Source organism: Pseudomonas sp. H1_G08, assembly GCF_054681355.1.
The window spans coordinates 4240706-4257953 of the sequence record NZ_CP162822.1; the positions used below are offsets into that span (position 1 = coordinate 4240706).

Annotated in this window: 16 protein-coding genes; 10 read left to right on the forward strand and 6 right to left on the reverse strand. The window is 61.7% G+C overall.

What is annotated here, in order from left to right; all coding sequences use genetic code 11:
- Positions 1-45 precede the first annotated feature (45 nt).
- From AB4N85_RS19305 to AB4N85_RS19340, 8 genes are all read left to right on the forward strand, one after another.
- On the forward strand, positions 46-1980 hold the full coding sequence (locus tag AB4N85_RS19305) for a putative nucleotidyltransferase substrate binding domain-containing protein (protein ID WP_309297927.1): 1935 nt from the start codon (positions 46-48) through the stop codon (positions 1978-1980).
- A complete protein-coding gene (locus AB4N85_RS19310; RefSeq protein ID WP_236167668.1) occupies positions 1977-2684 on the forward strand; it encodes a 3'-5' exonuclease in 708 nt (235 codons plus the stop codon). The genes AB4N85_RS19305 and AB4N85_RS19310 overlap by 4 nt, the downstream gene beginning before the upstream one ends.
- 346 nt (positions 2685-3030) lie before the next feature.
- Entirely contained in the window at positions 3031-3507 is a 477-nt protein-coding gene (locus tag AB4N85_RS19315) for an RNA polymerase sigma factor (RefSeq protein ID WP_236167915.1), read from the forward strand.
- Positions 3504-4478 carry a FecR domain-containing protein gene (locus AB4N85_RS19320; RefSeq protein WP_236167669.1) on the forward strand — a complete coding sequence of 325 codons (975 nt, stop codon included), beginning with the start codon at positions 3504-3506 and terminating at the stop codon, positions 4476-4478. Before AB4N85_RS19315 ends, AB4N85_RS19320 begins: the two co-directional genes overlap by 4 nt.
- A 204-nt stretch (positions 4479-4682) precedes the next feature.
- Positions 4683-7109 carry a TonB-dependent siderophore receptor gene (locus tag AB4N85_RS19325; RefSeq protein ID WP_236167670.1) on the forward strand — a complete coding sequence of 809 codons (2427 nt, stop codon included), beginning with the start codon at positions 4683-4685 and terminating at the stop codon, positions 7107-7109.
- A gap of 74 nt (positions 7110-7183) precedes the next feature.
- Positions 7184-8314 (forward strand): PepSY-associated TM helix domain-containing protein, encoded by a 1131-nt coding sequence (locus AB4N85_RS19330; RefSeq protein WP_236167671.1) that lies wholly within the window; start codon positions 7184-7186, stop codon positions 8312-8314.
- Entirely contained in the window at positions 8311-8490 is a 180-nt protein-coding gene (locus AB4N85_RS19335; protein ID WP_095181386.1) for a hypothetical protein, read from the forward strand. The genes AB4N85_RS19330 and AB4N85_RS19335 overlap by 4 nt, the downstream gene beginning before the upstream one ends.
- A 163-nt stretch (positions 8491-8653) precedes the next feature.
- Positions 8654-9283, forward strand: a complete 630-nt coding sequence (locus AB4N85_RS19340; protein WP_041476739.1) for a glutathione S-transferase — start codon at positions 8654-8656, stop codon at positions 9281-9283.
- A 199-nt stretch (positions 9284-9482) separates the two neighbouring features.
- Here the strand turns inward: AB4N85_RS19340 and creD are convergent, their stop codons facing one another.
- From creD to rloA2, 4 genes are all read right to left on the reverse strand, one after another.
- Positions 9483-10850, reverse strand: coding sequence for a cell envelope integrity protein CreD (gene creD / locus AB4N85_RS19345; RefSeq protein WP_256808045.1), 1368 nt, complete (start codon positions 10848-10850; stop codon positions 9483-9485).
- Positions 10851-10982: 132 nt separating this feature from the next.
- A complete protein-coding gene (gene creC, locus AB4N85_RS19350) occupies positions 10983-12401 on the reverse strand; it encodes a two-component system sensor histidine kinase CreC (RefSeq protein WP_252877020.1) in 1419 nt (472 codons plus the stop codon).
- Positions 12401-13081: a two-component system response regulator CreB gene (creB, locus tag AB4N85_RS19355; protein ID WP_252877021.1), complete on the reverse strand. Its 681-nt coding sequence runs from the start codon at positions 13079-13081 to the stop codon at positions 12401-12403. The genes creC and creB overlap by 1 nt, the downstream gene beginning before the upstream one ends.
- A 69-nt stretch (positions 13082-13150) precedes the next feature.
- Positions 13151-13657: a retropepsin-like aspartic peptidase RloA2 gene (gene rloA2, locus AB4N85_RS19360; protein ID WP_016772839.1), complete on the reverse strand. Its 507-nt coding sequence runs from the start codon at positions 13655-13657 to the stop codon at positions 13151-13153.
- A 278-nt stretch (positions 13658-13935) separates the two neighbouring features.
- Here rloA2 and AB4N85_RS19365 point away from each other — a divergent pair, with 278 nt between their 5' ends.
- On the forward strand, positions 13936-14823 hold the full coding sequence (locus AB4N85_RS19365; RefSeq protein WP_256808042.1) for an acyltransferase: 888 nt from the start codon (positions 13936-13938) through the stop codon (positions 14821-14823).
- 1 nt (position 14824) lies between these two features.
- Here the strand turns inward: AB4N85_RS19365 and AB4N85_RS19370 are convergent, their stop codons facing one another.
- Positions 14825-15382: a DUF2780 domain-containing protein gene (locus AB4N85_RS19370; protein ID WP_016772837.1), complete on the reverse strand. Its 558-nt coding sequence runs from the start codon at positions 15380-15382 to the stop codon at positions 14825-14827.
- 281 nt (positions 15383-15663) lie between these two features.
- On the opposite strand from AB4N85_RS19370, the gene AB4N85_RS19375 reads away from it, so the two are divergent.
- The gene (locus tag AB4N85_RS19375) at positions 15664-15972 is read left to right on the forward strand and encodes a hypothetical protein (protein WP_056786558.1); all 309 of its coding nucleotides are present in this window, start codon (positions 15664-15666) and stop codon (positions 15970-15972) included.
- Between the two features lie 62 nt (positions 15973-16034).
- On the opposite strand, the gene fdhA is transcribed toward AB4N85_RS19375, so the two are convergent.
- Positions 16035-17234: a formaldehyde dehydrogenase, glutathione-independent gene (gene fdhA, locus AB4N85_RS19380; RefSeq protein WP_016772834.1), complete on the reverse strand. Its 1200-nt coding sequence runs from the start codon at positions 17232-17234 to the stop codon at positions 16035-16037.
- Positions 17235-17248 lie beyond the last annotated feature (14 nt).

A 17248-nucleotide genomic window follows, 5' to 3' on the forward strand; every position in this document is an offset into this window, starting at 1 on the left:
CAACGATCCGACAACAACAATTCGAAAAAGACTGCGGTAATGGTTATGAGCAAAGCGGACGCCTTCACCCAGGCAGGGAAAACCGCGGTGTTGCAGAACATTCAGGGCACCCTGCAATTCCTCCAGCGCTTCCCGCCCTTCAATCAGATGGAACACGCCCACCTCGCCTATCTGGTGGAGCAATGTCAGCTGCGTTTTTTTGCCCAGGGCGAGAGCATCATCAAACCGGCTGACGGCCCGGTGGAGCACTTTTATATCGTCAAACAGGGTCGGGTGGTCGGCGAACGCCAGCACATCACCAAGCCCGGCACCGAAACCACCTTCGAAATCACCACCGGCGAATGCTTTCCGCTGGCCGCGCTGCTCGGTGAGCGCGCCACGCGCACCGAACATCTGGCGGGCGAAGACACCTTCTGCCTGCAACTGAACAAGCTGGCGTTCATCAAACTGTTCGCCCTCTCCAGTGCCTTCCGCGATTTCGCCTTGCGTGGGGTGAGCAGCCTGCTCGATCAGGTCAACCAGCAAGTCCAGCAAAAAGCCGTGGAAACCCTCGGAACCCAATACTCGCTGAACACTCGTCTCGGTGAACTCGCGATGCGTCATCCGGTGACCTGCAGCGCCGAGACGCCGTTGCGTGAAGCGGTGAAGCTGATGCACGAGCAACAGGTCGGCAGCATCGTCGCGGTGGATGAGCACAAGGCGCCGCTGGGGATTTTCACCCTGCGCGATTTGCGCCATGTGGTCGCCGAAGGTGTCGGCGATTTCAGCGACGCCATCGAACAGCACATGACTCGATCACCGTTTTATCTGTCGCCGGATCACAGCGCCTTCGATGCGGCGATCGCCATGACCGAGCGGCACATTGCTCACGTCTGTCTGGTCAAGGATCAACGCCTGTGCGGCGTGGTGTCCGAGCGTGATCTGTTCTCCCTGCAACGGGTCGATCTGGTGCACCTGGCCCGGACCATCCGCAGCGCGCAACGGATCGAGCAACTGGTGACCTTGCGCGGCGAGATCGGCCAACTGGTCGAACGCATGCTCGCCCACGGCGCGTCGTCGACGCAAATCACCCACATCATCACCCTGCTCAACGATCACACGGTGTGCCGGGTCATCGAACTGACCCTCGCGGAAAAGGGCGACCCGGGTGTGCCGTTCAGTTGGCTGTGTTTCGGCAGCGAGGGCCGGCGTGAGCAGACGCTGCACACCGATCAGGACAACGGCATTCTCTTCGACGCGCGCGATGCCGCGCACGCAGCAGAAATACGCGGCAAGCTGCTGCCGATTGCCCAGCAGATCAACCAGAGCCTGGCGCAGTGCGGTTTCACTCTGTGCAAGGGCAACATCATGGCCGGCAATCCCGAGCTGTGTCTGTCGCGGGCCGAATGGGCGCGACGCTTCGCGGCGTTCATCCGCGAAGCCACGCCAGAGAACCTGCTGGGTTCGAGCATTTATTTCGACCTGCGCGTGGTCTGGGGCGATGAGCAAGGCTGCGAGCAATTGCGCCGGGGCATCCTCGATCAGGTCGGTGACAACCGTCTGTTCCAGCGCATGCTCGCCGAAAATGCGCTGCGCAATCGCCCTCCCGTTGGGCGCTTCCGTGAATTCGTGCTGGCACGCAAGAACGGTGAGAAGGCCACGCTGGATCTGAAAATTCAGGGTCTGACGCCGTTCGTCGACGGTGCCCGGTTGCTGGCGCTGGCCAACGGCATCGACGCCAACAACACCCTCGAGCGTTTCCGCCAATTGGTCGATAAACAAGTCATCGAGCCGCTCGACGGCGCGGCGTATGAAGAGGCCTATCACTTCATTCAGCAAACGCGCATGCAGCAGCATCAGCTCCAGACCCGGGAGAACCAGCCGTACTCCAACCGCGTCGATCCCGACAGCCTCAATCACCTTGACCGGCGCATCCTGCGTGAATCCCTGCGGCAGGCGCAACGCCTGCAGAGCAGCCTGAGCTTGCGGTATCAGCTATGAGCCTGTTTTCCTGGCTGCGCCCGTCAAGTCTCGTAGTGTCGGCGGATCTACAGCAGCGGCTGGCGAATCTGCCGGCGCTTGCCGAGCTGAGCGAATGCAGCCTGCGTGAGCAGCGCTGGGTGGTGCTGGACCTGGAAACCACCGGCCTGAATATGAGCAAGGATCGGGTCCTGTCGATCGGCGCGGTGGTGATCGAGGACGGCGCGATCGATTTCAGTCAGCAGTTCGAGCGCACGCTGCAATGTCGCGAATTGAAGCTCAGCCCCAGCGTGCTGATTCATGGCTTGGGACCGAATGCGATTGCCGCAGGCAGCGACCCGGCGGAAGCGTTGCTGGAGTTGCTGGAGTTCATCGGCGACAGCCCGGTGCTGGCCTTTCATGCGCCGTTCGATCAGCACATGCTCGGGCGCGCAGTGAAAGAACACCTGGGGCATAAGCTGCAGCATGTGTTTCTGGATGTGGCAGATATCGCGCCGTTTCTGTGTCCGCAGGCGCAGATTCGCGAGGCCGGGCTGGATGAGTGGATCGAGTGGTTTCGCCTTGAAGTGTTCGAGCGGCATAACGCGAGTGCCGATGCGCTGGCCACGGCGGAGTTGGCGTTGATCCTGTTCAGCCGCGCGCGGGCGCAGCAGATTTACAGTCCGTTGCAGCTGCAGCAGCGGTTGAGTCAGTGGAAGCGCAGGCAGCAGGCGCCGTCCTTTTAGAATCATTCAGATCAAAAGCCCCTCACCCCAGCCCTCTCCCGGAGGGAGAGGGAGCCGATCGTGGTGTCTGAAGCCTTATATCGACCTGAAAGACCGAGTCGATTGAGGAATCGCTGAAAATCGTTCAGGTCGATGTACCTCCAGAATATCCCCCGATCAGTCCCTTCTCCCTCCAGGAGAGGGCTAGGGTGAGGGGCTGCCCTTGATTCATCACCTGACCAGTGGCCAATTGCTAACCATTCCCACCTCTGCCAGAATCGCGAACTATTCTCGTTAGTTAACATTTCCCAATCGGTGATGTCCGGTGTCGTCAGTGCCCAACCCCCACAGTGAGCTCGTCGGTGCGATGTATCGCGACCATCGCGGTTGGCTGCTGGCGTGGTTGCGGCGCAATGTGGCGTGTCCGCAGCGTGCCGAGGACCTGAGCCAGGACACCTTCGTGCGCCTGCTCAACCGCGACCAGCTGCTGACGCCGCGCGAACCTCGGGCGTTTCTGGTGGCGATCGCCAAAGGCCTGTTGTTCGACTACTTCCGCCGCGCCGCGCTGGAACAGGCCTACCTCACCGAACTGATGCTGATCCCCGAAGACGAGCAGCCGTCGGTTGAAGAACAGCAAATGATCCTCGACGACCTCAAAGCCATCGATCGCCTGCTCGGCAAGCTGTCGACCAAGGCGCGCGCGGCCTTCCTGTATAACCGCCTCGACGGCCTCAGCCACGGCGAGATCGCCGGCAAACTCGGCGTGTCAGTGCCGCGCGTGCGGCAGTATCTGGCGCAAGGCCTGCGCCAGTGTTACATCGCCCTGTACGGTGAGCCGACATGACGGCGGCCAGTTCGCGCCCGGTGCCGGCGCATGTGCTGGACGCGGCGATTGCCTGGCAATTGACCCTCGACTCGAGCACCGCGCTGGAACGCGAGGAATTCGCCAAATGGCACGCGGCCCATGAAGAACACGCCCGCGCGTGGCGTCAGTTGGGCATGCTCGATCAGCGCTTCAGTGTCGCCAAAGGCCCGGCCCGAAGTGCGTTGCTGCAATCGCGCGAAGGCATTCGCCGCCGCGTGCGCAAACTCGGCAGCGGGCTGGCCAGTGTCGTGGTGATCATCGGGCTCGGGCTGTTTGTCAGCGAGCGCTATCTGCCGCTGGATTACTGGCTCGCCGATCAGCGCACCGCCACCGGTGAACAGCGCAGCGTGCGCCTGTCCGACGGCACCCTGCTCAATCTCAATACCCACAGCGCGGTCGACGTACGCTTCGATGACGAGCGCCGCTTGATCGTGTTGCAGGAAGGCGAAATCCTCGTCGAGACCGGGCATGGCGATGCGCGGCCGTTTATCGTCGAAACCCGCGAAGGCAGCATGCGCGCGCTGGGCACGCGGTTTCTGGTCAAGCGCGAGGACGATGGCACCCGCCTGAGCGTGTTGCAGTCAGCGGTGGCGGCCCATGCCCAGGCGAATCCGCAAGAACAGATTCTGCGCGAAGGCCAGCAGGTGTTGCTGCGCAGTGACGGGCTGGGCTCGATTGCCGCCCTCGCCCCCGGCGCGGATGCCTGGACGCGCGGCATGCTGGTGGTGGACAACGCACGGCTGGGCGATCTGGTGCACGAGCTGGGGCGCTATCGTCGCGGGCATCTGGGTGTGGCGCCGGAAGTGGCCGATCTGCGCATTACCGGCAGCTTTCCGTTGCACGACACCGACAAGGCCCTGAGTGCGTTGCTGCCAACCTTGCCGGTGCAGATCGAGCGGCATACGCCGTATTGGGTCACCGTGGCGAAGGCTGATATCAAGCCTGAGTAATGCGTCGGCAGGAAAACCGCCTTCGCGAGCAGGCTCGCTCCCACATTGGCATGCGATCACCTGTGGGAGCGAGCCTGCTCGCGAAGGCGCCATCAGCCGCACAACCATTTCCTGCAAAAAAGAATTTCCACCCAGCCCTATCACTTTTCCAATCTCGTCCGGCACACAGGCAATTGAGAAATATTTCCATTCAGGAGCCGCCGTATGTCCCGTTCGCCAGACACCTTGTTGCGCCCCAGTCTGCTGGCTTTTGCCATCGCTTTCGGCACGCCGCTGATCAGCAGCCCGTTGCTCGCCGCTGAGCAAGCGTCCAGCGTGCGCGCCTACAACCTGCCGGCGGCGCCGCTGTCGACCACCCTGAACCAGATCGCCAGCCAGGGCGGCCTCGCTCTGTCGCTCAATCCTGCGCTGGCCGCCGGCAAGACCTCGGCCCCGGTCAACGGCCAGTACGACGCCGCCGGAGCCCTGCGCGCGGCCTTGCGCGGCACCGGTCTGCAACTGGAACAGAGCAGCGCTGGCACCTACACCCTGGTGGCCGTGCCGGAAGGCACGCTGGCCCTGCCGGAAACTTCGGTCATCGGTGTGGAAAACTTCGAAAGCGCCTGGGGCCCGGTCGAAGGCTACACTGCGACCCGCACCGCCGCCGGCACCAAGACCGACACTGCGCTGGTCGAAGCACCGCGTTCGATCTCGGTGGCGACCCGCCAGCAAATGGACGACCGCAGCGTGCACAGCCTCGATGACGCCGTGCGCTACATGCCGGGCATCACCGCCAGCAGCTACGGCAGCGACACCCGCGCCGACTGGCTGCGCGTGCGTGGTTTCGAGCCGACCCAGTTCCTCGATGGCCTGCCGCTGCCCAAAGGCGTGTACGCCAACCCGAAACAGGAAACCTGGAACCTCGACCGCCTCGCCCTGCTGCGTGGCCCGGCTTCGTCGGTGTACGGCCAGACCCCGCCGGGCGGTTTGCTCGACATGGTCAGCCGCCGCCCGAGCGCTGAAGCCAGCAGCGAAATCCAGTTGCAATACGGCAGCGACAATCACCGCCAGATCAACTTCGCCAGCACCGGCAAGATCGATGAGGCCGGGCAGTTTCTCTATGGCCTCAGCGGCGTGGTGCGCGACAGCGGCACGCAGGTCGACCACGTCGACAACAAGCGCTACAACATCGCGCCGAGCCTGACCTGGAACATCGACGACGACACCAAACTCACCCTGCTGAGCCAGTTCACCCGCGATGACACCGGCATCACCAGCCAGTTTCTGCCGATCCAGGGCACGAAGATCAAATCGCCGCTCGGTGATATTTCCCATCACAAGAATCTCGGCGATCCGGATTGGGAATACTACGACCGCACCTACTATGCGCTGGGTTATGCCTTCGAGCATCGGTTGAACGATGTCTGGCAGTTCAAGCAGAACCTGCGCTACACCAAGTCGGACCTGTCGTTCCAGTCGCTGACCCCTGGTTCCTATCCGTTCACCACCGTGGATGCAGAGGGCAACGTCGGCCGCACCAGCACCAGCGTCGACGAAGACATCAGCCAGTTTGCCGTGGACAACAACTTCCAGGCCGACTTCGCCACGGGTGAGATTCGCCACACCTTGCTGCTGGGTCTGGATCACCAGCGCAGCAACACCAACTACACCTCGATCTTTGGCGATGGTCTGCAAACCAACGTCATCAACCCGATCTACGGCCAGCCGATCGTACGTCCGGCGCGCTCCACGGCGTTTTACGACTACAACCAGAAGACCTACCAGACCGGCCTCTACGTGCAGGACCAAATGGCCCTCGATCAGTGGCGCCTGACCCTCGGCGGCCGTGAAGACTGGGTGCACACCAGCACCCAATTCATCAACCAGAGCGACGCCACCAACACCCAGCGTGACAAGAAATTCAGCGGCAACGCGGCGCTCAGCTACGTCTTCGACAACGGCTTCGTGCCGTACCTGTCCTACGCCGAATCCTTCCAGCCGACCACCGGCGCCGATGCCACCTCGACCGGCTCGCTCAAGCCAACCGAAGGCAAGCAGTGGGAACTGGGCATCAAATACCAGCCGCCGGGCAGCAAGACCCTGCTGACCGCCGCCGTGTATGACCTGACCCAGAAGAACGTCGCGGTGAACACCTTCGTCAACAACGTTTCGGTGACCAGCCAGACCGGCGAAGTGAAGGTCAAAGGCCTGGAACTCGAGGCCGTGTCGGATGTGACTGACAACCTCAAAGTCATCGCCGCCTACACCCTGGCCAAGTCCGAAGTGCAGAAAGGCGTCGACAAGGGCAATCGTCTGCAACTGATGCCCAACCAACAAGCCTCGCTGTGGACCGACTACACCTGGCACGCCGGCGTGCTCGACGGTTTCGGCATTGGCGCCGGCGTGCGCTACACCGGCAACACCTACGGCGACAAGGCCAACACCTGGCTGGGCAAGGCCGATGCCTATACCGTGTTCGACGCCAGCGTGCATTATGACCTGGGCCGTCTGGACAACAGTCTGAAGGGTGCATCGCTGGCGGTGAACGCGACCAACCTGTTCGACAAGGACTACATTTCCACCTGCGACAGCTTCTACTGCTACTACGGCGACCAGCGCAGTATCGTCGCCAGCGCCACTTACAAGTGGTAAGCCAGTGAGCTGAAACAGGCCCTGTTCCCAGGCCGTCCGAACCGGGCGGCTTCGGTGTTTTTGAAGGTCATGCAATGAAAAGTAAAACCATCCGCCGCTGGTCGTTCATTCACACCTGGACCAGCCTGATCTGCACCGTATTTCTGCTGATGCTGGCGCTGACCGGTCTGCCGCTGATTTTCAGCCACGAGATCGATCATTTGCTCGGCAACGCCCCGGAGCTGCGCGAGATGCCGGCCGACACGCCGCAACTCAACCTGCAGCAACTGGTCGAGGCGGCGCAGAAGCATCGCCCGGGCGAAGTCATGCAGTACTTCGGTTATGACGACGAAGAGCCGAACGCGGCGTTCGCGATCATGGCCAGGACGGCCGACACCGAGCCGAACTCTTCGCACACCTTCATGCTCGATGCGCGCACTGGCGAAGCGCTGGAAACCCCTTCGGCCAACGGTGGTTTGATGCTGTTCATCCTGCGTCTGCACGTCGACATGTTCGCCGGGCTGCCGGGCAAGCTGCTGCTGGCGTTCATGGGGCTGCTGTTTATCGTGGCGATCGTCTCCGGCACGGTGCTGTACCTGCCGTTCATGCGCCGCTTGAAATTTGGCACCGTGCGCCAGGACAAGTCGACAAGACTGCGCTGGCTCGATCTGCACAACCTGATCGGCGTCGTCACTTTGACCTGGTGCCTGGTGGTGGGCGTGACCGGGGTGATCAGCGCCTGCGCCGACCTGCTCATCGCCGCCTGGCGCAACGATGCACTGACCACCCTGATCGCGCCGTATCGCGATGCGCCGCCGCTGACTCAACTGGCGCCGGCCACGCGGCTGCTCGACATCGCCGAGGAAGTCGCACCGGGGATGAAACCGGATTTCATCGCCTTCCCCGGCACCCGTTTTTCCAGCGAGCACCATTACTCGGTATTCATGAAGGGCGGCACGCACCTGACCTCGCACCTGCTGACGCCGGTGCTGATCGACGCCACGACCTTGCAGGTCACCGCCGTGGCCGAACGGCCGTGGTACATGGACGCCATGGGCATGTCGCAGCCGCTGCACTTTGGTGACTACGGCGGCATGCCGATGAAGATTCTCTGGGCGACGCTGGATGTGCTGACGATCATCGTGCTGGCCAGTGGTGTGTATTTGTGGGTGGTGCGGCGCAAGGCGGCCAAGCCTGTATTGGAAGCGGCGGAGGCCTCGGCATGAAGCCGCGTCAGTCGAGTTTCTGGAAGGTTTTCAGCACACCGATCGTGATCGCCTTGCTCAGTGCGGCGGGGCTGTTTGCGGCGTTGCTGGGGGATGGAATCTGGGATGCGTTGAGCTGGGTCGGGCTTGGCGTGCCGGCATTTCTGGCGATAAGAGGTTTACTGCCGCGACGCTGAGAATCCCTTGTGGGAGCGAGCCTGCTCGCGAAAGCGCCCAGACATTCAACATCAAAGTCGACTGTCACGACGCCTTCGCGAGCAGGCTCGCTCCCACATGGGTTCTGCGCCGGACGCGAGCAGGCTATGCTGCCCGATCATTGTCCTGATCGAGACCTTGCCCATGTCCGCCCCCAGCATGACCCTGTACCACAACACCCTGTCGCCCTTTGTCCGCAAAGTCATGGTGCTGCTGCACGAAACCGGTCAGCAGGATCGTGTCGCGCTGCAGGACTGCGTGCTCAGCCCGGTCAGCCCGGACCCGGCGCTGATCGCCGACAACCCGTTGAGCAAGATCCCCGCCCTGCGCTTGGCCGACGGCAATGTCATCCATGACAGCCGCGTCATCCTCGAGTACCTCGACCAGCAGCACGTCGGCAATCCGCTGATCCCCCGGGAAGGTGCGGCGCGCTGGCGGCGCCTGACCCTGGCGTCGATGGCTGACGGGATCATGGATGCCTCGGTGATGGTGCGTTATGAAACTGTGCTGCGCCCGGTGGAAAAACACTGGGACGAATGGCTCGACGCCCAGCGCGACAAGATCCGCCGCGCCCTCGCCGTGCTGGAAAACGAAGCAATTGCCGAGCTGACCAGCCATTTCGATGTCGCGGCGATCAGCGTGGCCTGCGCACTGGGCTATCTGGATCTGCGCTTCCCGGACATGGACTGGCGCGCGGCCAATCCGCAACTGGCCAACTGGTATTTTGAAGTGAGTCAGCGACCGTCCATGATGGCGACAATGCCCAAGCCCTGATTCTGCGGCGCCTGATCTGCCCCCATCGCTGGCAAGCCAGCTCCCACATTGAATCGGGACAGACCGCTGACCTGTGTGTCGGCATATATCCTGTGGGAGCTGGCTTGCCAGCGATGGCACCACCTCGGTTCTGGCGGCAGCGCTGCAACAATCAGCGTCAGCAGAACCGCCACTTCCCTGCGCTCAGCCCTCAACCCGCTCATTGCATCGCCTCCACATCAAACTCCAGCGGCCTGGCCGGTTTCAAACCAATCCCGTACCAATCCAGTTTGCGCGTCAGCACCATGAACACCCCGAGCAGACCGAACAGCATCAGCGAGCCCATCAGCAGCGCGTAATCCTCGGCACTTAGCAATCCGTACAGCAGGCCATACAGCGCCGCCAGCCCCGCCGAAAAACTCAAGCCATGCCGCGCGCTGCGCAGGACGTGGCTGACATAGAAGCCGATCAGCAACACGCAGCCACTCGCCGACAACAGATACGCCAGCGCAAAACCGATGTGTTCCGACAGCGACAACAGCAGCAGGTAAAAGAACGCCAGCGCGACACCGACCAAGGCATATTGCACCGGGTGCACCGCGAGGCTCTTGAGCACTTCGAAGAGGAAGAAACCGGCGAATGTCAGGACGATGAACAGCAGCGCGTATTTGATCGCCCGGTCGCTCTTCAGGTACTGATCCACAGGATCGATGAAGCTCACGCCGAAGCTGCGCCCGTTGAGTGCATCACAGTCGCCAGCGACGCAGCGCTCCATTGCCTCTTGCAGGTTGGTGGAGAAAAACGAGGTCTGCCAGTCGGCGCTGAAACCCTGATCGTTGATCTCGCGCTTGGCCGGGAGGAAGTTGCCGACGAAGCTGGGGTGCGGCCAATTGGCGGCGAGGCTGACGCTGCTGGTCTTGCCCACCGGCACCACTCGCAGCGAGCCGGTGCCTTGCAGGCGCAGGTCGAAACCGAAGGTCAGTTGCGTGGCTTTGCTGGCGTCGAGCGCCGGCAGAGTGACGTGTACACCCTCGCCGATCCAGGCCACTTCGCTGCCGGGCACGAAGTCCAGTTGCTGGCCGCCGAGCTCGAGTTTCAGCGCGTTTTCGATGCCGCGAATATCGCTGATACCCACAGCCAGGAACGGCGCGTCGAATTGGTAATCGGCAAAGTTCTCTTTGATGCCCAACTGCGCCGGCAGGGAAAAATGCCCATCGATGCGGTTGTCGGCGTGGAACAGTCGCGCCTCGTAAATGCCGCGTTTGCGCAGTTCGGTTTGCACCTGGCCGTCGAGTTCAAAACGCTCTGGCAGAAAGTACAGACGCCCGCGCGCTTCGCCGATCTCCTCGTAGCGCTTGTTGGTTTTCTCGTTGGTTTTCCAGGTGCGCACCACCTTGCGATATGGCACTACCATCACCGGCCCGGTCAGCTGCTGGCTGTAACTGGAGCTGCGCGCGATGTCTTCGAGCACACCGTCGCGCAGTTGCTGACGTTCGTCGATGATGCCGTCGATCATCAACAGCGGTATCAGCAACAGCAGGATCAACAAGGCAATCGCGCCGAGCTTGATGGTCAGATTCTTGTTCATGGGACTCTCCCTGTTTGGATGGGGGGAGTCTGCTGATGCGCTGTGGTGGGAGTGTGGGGGGAATATGGAGATTGTGTGGAGAATGCATTCTCCTGTGGGAGCGAGCCTGCTCGCGAAGGCAGCAACTGGGTCTCACGGCAAGCGCAATACCACCTCAACCCCGCCCTCGACATTGCCAATGCGCATCACCCCACCATGCAGCTTGACCACCTCCTCAACGAAGTTCAGCCCCAGCCCGGTGCTCTTGCGTCCGCTGTCCGGGCGCGGCAACGAGTAGAAGCGTTCGGTCAGGCGCGGCAAGGCGTAATCGGGAATCGGCGTGGTCTGGTTGAACAGGCGGAACTCGATCTGCTCGCCAACCCGCTCGGCACGCAAGCGCAGCAGGCCCTGCGCCGGGGTGAAATCCAAGGCGTTTTCCAGCAGATTGCCCAACGCCTGGCGCAGCAGAAACGGCTCGCCAATCAACAGCAGATCCTCGCCGATCGCTTGCTCGACGCGCAGTTGTTTGCCCTCGATCCGCGCGGCCTGCGCCTTGAGCAGTTCTGCGACCAACAGCGCCAGCGGTACTGCCACCCGTTCTTCCAGCCCTTGGCGCTGTTCGACCTGCGCCAGGTTGAGCAGGCGCTCGATCAACTGCTGCATCCGCGCGCTTTCGCTGTCGATGTTGCTGACAAAGCGCAAACGCTGGACGGCCGGCATCTCGCTTTGCAGCAACTCAGCCGCACCCCGAATGGCCGCCAGCGGACTCTTCAATTCATGGGTCAGGGTGTGCACATAGCGCTCGACGTAGGCCTTGCCTTCGAGCTGCGTGCGCATCTGCTCGACCGCCGTCGCCAGTTGCTCCAGTTCGCCGCCGCGATAATGCGGCACTTCCACGCGCCGGCCTTCGCTGACCGCCTGGGCATAACCGGTCAAACGATGTAGCGCACGGCTCAGCCACCACGACAACAGTGCACCGAACAGCAGACCGAGGCCGATCAGTCCGGCGCCGTAAAACAGCAAACGCCGCTCGGTGCGATCGACGTAGGGTTGCAACGAACTGTTGGGCTTGGCCACGGTGACCACGCCGATGATCTTGCCGTTGTCGCGGATCGGCGCACCGACGTGCATCACTGAAGAGCTCGGATCGTCAGGATCACTGCGGCTGGAGCGCGCGCCGTACTCGCCACGCAGGGTCAGGTAGACGTCGTTCCAGCGCGAATAATCCTGGCCGACCGCGACGCCGCTGGAGTCGAGCACGACGATGCCCTTGGCGTCGGTGACGTAGATGCGGTGGTTGACCTGATTTTTCGGCAAGCCCCAGATGGTCGCTTGCGGCTGCCGCTCGCCATAGGCGCGGAGCAATTGCGGCCAGCGGTTCTCGCTGAGGGTGCCGGCCTTGAAATCGTCGCGCAGGATTTCTGCCATCAGGTTGGCGGTGTCCACCAGCGTCTCTTCGGTGGACTGGCGCACGCCGGGGCGGATTTCCTCCATCACCGTGTTGAGGACGAAATAACCGGTCAGGCCGACAAACAGCACGTACACCAGAAAGATCCGCAGCCCCAGCGACATCAGCTGTGCCCCGGGCTATAGCTGTAACCGAGGCCGCGATGGGTCTGGATCGGCTCGGCTTCGGCGCGCACCAGGCGCAACTTGGCGCGCAGGCTTTTGATGTGGCTGTCGATGCTGCGTTCGTAACCGGCGTCTGCCGCTACGCCCAGCGCATCGAGCAATTGCTCGCGGCTGAACACCCGCTCAGGTTGTTCGAGCAGGCATTGCAACAAGCGGAATTCATGGCGGGTCAGGCTCAGCGGCTGGCCGCGATAGCTGATCTGCACGCGTTCGGCATCGATGCGAAACAGCGTTGAGCCTGCTTCCAGGGTTGCGCGCGGCGCCATGCGTTTGAGGATGGCTTTGACCCGCGCCGCCACTTCACGCGGGCTGAACGGCTTGACCACGTAATCGTCGGCACCGATCTCCAGACCCACCACGCGGTCGATCTCGGCGTCGCGGGCGCTGAGAAACAGCACCGGCACTTCCGTGAAGCGCCGCAACTGCTTGCAGGTTTCGAAGCCACTGATGTCCGGCAGACCGATATCGAGAATGATCAGGTCGGACGGGGTTTGCCGCTGATGCTCCAGCGCCGCCGCGCCGAGGTTCAGCCACGTGGTGCTGAACCCCTCGCCCTGCAAGGCAAAAATCAGTGTGTCGGCAATCGCCGCTTCGTCTTCGACAATCAGGATGTGCGGCATGGCGTCCGAGCCCGTGGCAGTTAGTGCGCGAACGGTGCCCCAAGCCCGGGGTTACGTCAATCAGACCACTTAGCAGTCAGGCTTGTCGGCGGTGTAACGCCGTGCCGGGTTGACCGCCGCGCCGAACTCACGCAAAGCCTTGGCGCCGATCAGCAGCGGATAGTTGAAGTGGCTGCGGTCGGTCAGATTGACCTCGACGGTGCGCTTGACGTTGCCCAGGCACAGTTCCAGATCGACCACCGGGCGCTTGGCGACATCGCTGCTGTCGCGCTCTTCATCGTCCTCGTCGGAACGGCTTTTGATCTTGCTGATCCGCGCGACCTTGTGCTCGAAAACCTTGTTGCTGGCGTCCTTGGTGGCGAGGCGAAAACGCACCCAGTCTTCGCCATCACGGGTGAAGGTCTCGATGTCCTTGGCCGACAGCGAGGCGGTCAGCGCGCCAGTGTCCATCTTGGCCTTGAGCACTTCGCCACCGATTTCCGGCAGCGCGATGTATTCGTAGCGACCGTACAGCGTCGGCTCGGCGGCCATGACCGGCAGCGCGACGAGGGCAAACAGAGCAAGGAGGGATTTCACGTAAGGGGCTTCCTTGGAAATTGAGGGCGGCGGACTGGAGTTTTAGACACGCGCCGAGTTATTCGTTCGCTTCGGTCCTCTTCGCGAGCAGGCTCGCTCCCACATTTGAAATGCATTCCCCTGTGGGAGCGAGCCTGCTCGCGAAGAGGCCAGTGCATTCAGATCCAATCTTGAGCGAAGCATACCCGGCAAAAAGTGAAACATTCGTCAGCGCCGATTTGGCCTGTCGCGCGAAGCTGCTTATCATGGCTCGCCCCTGCCACTTCATAGAGTTGCTTATGCGCCGCCTGCTCACCGGCTGTTTCGTCACCCTGCTGCTGTTGCTCAACACCCTGATCCTGATCGGGCCATTGATGGTGTTTGCCCTGCTCAAACTGGTCGCACCCGGGCGCTGGCGGGATTACGCATCGGGGGCGGTGATGTGGATCGCCGAGACCTGGGCCGAAATCGACAAGCTGATCTTCCGGCTGTGCATCCCGACGCAATGGGACATTCGCGGCGGCGACGATCTGCGCCGCGACACGTCCTATCTGGTGGTCAGCAACCATCAATCGTGGGTCGACATTCCAGCACTGATCCAGACCCTCAACCGGCGCACGCCGTTCTTCAAGTTCTTTCTGAAGAAAGAGCTGATCTGGGTGCCGTTCCTGGGCTTGGCGTGGTGGGCGCTGGATTACCCGTTCATGAAGCGCTACACCAAAGCCTTTCTGGCAAAGAACCCCGAGCTGGCAGGCAAGGATCTGGAAATCACCAAAGCGGCGTGCGAGCTGTTCAAGCGCCAGCCGGTGACGGTGGTGAATTATCTGGAAGGCACGCGCTACACCCTGGCGAAAAGCACCCAGCAGGAATCACCGTTCAACCACTTGCTCAAACCCAAGGCCGGCGGCGTGGCGTTCGTGCTGGCGGCGATGGGTGAACAGCTCGACGCGATGCTCGACGTGACGGTGGTGTATCCGCAGGAAAAGATCCCGGGCTTCTGGGACCTGATCAGCGGCAACGTGCCGCGAGTGATCATCGACATCAGGACCCGCGAACTCGACCCGGCGCTGTGGCAGGGCGATTACGAGAAAGATCCGGCGTTTCGCCAGCGCGTCCAGAACTGGGTCAACCAGCTCTGGACCGAGAAGGATCAGCGCATCGTCGAGCTGCGCAACGAGCGCGGCTGACTCAAGTGCCGGTGCCGGTGCCCCAGATGCTGCCCAGGCTGCTCAACAGCGAACCACCGACGCCCTGCTGACCGAGATATTGCAGCAACACCGGGGCAAACTGGCCGATCATGCCGCTGTCCATGCCCAGCGCGCTGAACGCGTTGTTCAGGTCGTTAGTGTCTTTGACATTGCCCAGCGCATTTTCAAGACCTGCGGACTTGCCGGACGAACCGAGCAAAGCCCCGAGCGCCGCCAGATTGCCGCTGCCACCGGACAGTTTGTCGATGCCCGGCACTTCCTTGGCCAGTTGCGAGTAGTCGGTGCTGCTCAACTGATTCTTCGCCAGCCCAAGCATCGCACTGGTACCGCCAACGGCCTGCTCCGGCGTGACGTCCAGCGCACTCAAAGCACTCAACAAACCAGCGGTCTCCGAAGTCGGCGCTGCAGCGGCCGCCTTGTCACCACCTTGCATCCCCGCTACCGCACCGGCCACGTCGTTCAAACTGAACCCGGCAAACACCGGCCCGGCGGCCAGGGTCAGGAGCGATGCCAAGGCAAAACCGCGTGAAATCTTCATTCAGACATCCTCTTGGGAAAAGCAGCCGCCGGACAACGGCGACGAAACTGCCGGTTTGACCGGGTATTGGGCGGCATGTTCCTCGCCGCGCATCCCCTTCTCTACGCACTCACCTAAATGAATTGTTCAATCGTTGAATAGCCACTTCACTATTCGACTTCACACTGAAAACCCGACTATTTATTTCGATTGGAACTAACCAACTGTCAGATCTGACAGTTGGCAGTCATAACGATGCAAGTGAATATCTCCACTCCAATTACGTAACGGAGTACGAAAAGATGAAGTTGAAAATTGTCACTGGCGCCCTGCTTGGTCTGACCATGATGAGTACTGCCTATGCTGCAACCTGCCCAACGATATCAGTGACTCATGCGCAAGGCGCCGAAGATGTAACCTTCACTTCTGCCCGACTTAAAGATAAAGACACTGCTAATTCAGTTGTCATCTGCCGATACGAAGGTGAGGCAGACCTTGGCGTCTCGGCTGGCTACAGAAACGACACTCCGGTTCAAGCCACCGGTAGCAATTGGAATGGTGATGAGTGTGCAACCAAGGATGGTGACGCCCGCAAATGCGCCTTTAAATAACTGATCGTGTTCAGAACAAAAAAGGGCAGCCCGATCGGCTGCCCTTCTTACATGGGTAGAACTTACGCCGCACTGAACAACTTATGCGGATCAATCACAAACTTCTTCGGCACGCCCGCATCGAACTCGCCGTAACCTTCTGGCGCCTGATCGAGGCTGATCACTTGCACGCCGACTACTTCAGCGATGTTGATGCGATCCCACATGATCGCCTGCATCAGTTGGCGGTTGTACTTCATCACTGGAGTTTGCCCAGTGTGGAAGCTGTGGGATTTCGCCCAGCCCAAGCCGAAGCGAATGCTCAGGCTGCCCATTTTCGCGGCAGCGTCGACGGCGCCCGGATCTTCGGTGACGTACAGGCCGGGGATACCGATCTTGCCGGCAACGCGCACCACGCCCATCAGTGAGTTGAGCACCGTGGCCGGGGCTTCGGCCTTGACGCCGTCGTGGCCGTGGCCGCGTGCTTCAAAGCCAACGCAGTCCACCGCGCAATCGACTTCCGGCTCGCCCAGCAGCGCGGCGATCTGTTCGTGCAGCGGGGTGTCTTTGGACAGGTCGACGACCTCAAAGCCCTGGGCCTTGGCGTGGGCCAGGCGGATGGTGTTGACGTCGCCGACAATCACCACCGCAGCACCGAGCAAACGTGCGGAAGCGGCAGCGGCCAGGCCGACCGGACCGGCGCCGGCGATGTACACGGAGCTGCCCGGGCCAACACCGGCAGTAACCGCGCCGTGATAGCCGGTCGGGAGGATGTCGGAGAGGCAGGTAAGGTCGCGGATTTTCTCCATGGCCTTGTCGCGATCCGGCAGTTTCAGCAGGTTGAAGTCGGCGTACGGCACCAGCACGTATTCAGCCTGGCCACCGGTCCAGTCGCCCATGTCGACGTAACCGTATGCGCCGCCGGCACGGGCCGGGTTGACGGTCAGGCAGACGCCGGTGTGTTGCTCTTTGCAGGAACGGCAGCGCCCGCAAGCCACGTTGAACGGAACGGAGACCAGATCGCCGATCTTCAGGTTTTCGACGTCGGAGCCCTTTTCGATCACCTCACCGGTGATCTCGTGCCCCAGCACCAGACCGGTCTGCGCCGTGGTCCGGCCGCGCACCATATGCTGGTCGGAGCCGCAGATGTTGGTGGAAACCACTTTGAGAATGACCCCATGCTCGATCTTGCGACCGCGCGGGTCCTGCATTTTCGGGTAGTCGATTTTCTGTACTTCGACCTTGCCAGCGCCGAGATACACCACACCACGATTGCCAGACATGCTTTCACCTCGCT

Coding starts and splice junctions, on each gene's coding strand:
- creD (WP_256808045.1), bottom strand. CDS start 10,850: ATGAACAAGAATCTGACCATCAAGCTCGGCGCGATTGCCTTGTTGATC.
- fdhA (WP_016772834.1), bottom strand. CDS start 17,234: ATGTCTGGCAATCGTGGTGTGGTGTATCTCGGCGCTGGCAAGGTCGAA.
- creC (WP_252877020.1), bottom strand. CDS start 12,401: ATGTCGCTGGGGCTGCGGATCTTTCTGGTGTACGTGCTGTTTGTCGGC.
- AB4N85_RS19340 (WP_041476739.1), top strand. CDS start 8,654: ATGTCCGCCCCCAGCATGACCCTGTACCACAACACCCTGTCGCCCTTT.
- AB4N85_RS19330 (WP_236167671.1), top strand. CDS start 7,184: ATGAAAAGTAAAACCATCCGCCGCTGGTCGTTCATTCACACCTGGACC.
- AB4N85_RS19335 (WP_095181386.1), top strand. CDS start 8,311: ATGAAGCCGCGTCAGTCGAGTTTCTGGAAGGTTTTCAGCACACCGATC.
- AB4N85_RS19325 (WP_236167670.1), top strand. CDS start 4,683: ATGTCCCGTTCGCCAGACACCTTGTTGCGCCCCAGTCTGCTGGCTTTT.
- AB4N85_RS19320 (WP_236167669.1), top strand. CDS start 3,504: ATGACGGCGGCCAGTTCGCGCCCGGTGCCGGCGCATGTGCTGGACGCG.
- AB4N85_RS19375 (WP_056786558.1), top strand. CDS start 15,664: ATGAAGTTGAAAATTGTCACTGGCGCCCTGCTTGGTCTGACCATGATG.
- AB4N85_RS19370 (WP_016772837.1), bottom strand. CDS start 15,382: ATGAAGATTTCACGCGGTTTTGCCTTGGCATCGCTCCTGACCCTGGCC.
- AB4N85_RS19310 (WP_236167668.1), top strand. CDS start 1,977: ATGAGCCTGTTTTCCTGGCTGCGCCCGTCAAGTCTCGTAGTGTCGGCG.
- creB (WP_252877021.1), bottom strand. CDS start 13,081: ATGCCGCACATCCTGATTGTCGAAGACGAAGCGGCGATTGCCGACACA.
- AB4N85_RS19315 (WP_236167915.1), top strand. CDS start 3,031: ATGTATCGCGACCATCGCGGTTGGCTGCTGGCGTGGTTGCGGCGCAAT.
- AB4N85_RS19305 (WP_309297927.1), top strand. CDS start 46: ATGAGCAAAGCGGACGCCTTCACCCAGGCAGGGAAAACCGCGGTGTTG.
- AB4N85_RS19365 (WP_256808042.1), top strand. CDS start 13,936: ATGCGCCGCCTGCTCACCGGCTGTTTCGTCACCCTGCTGCTGTTGCTC.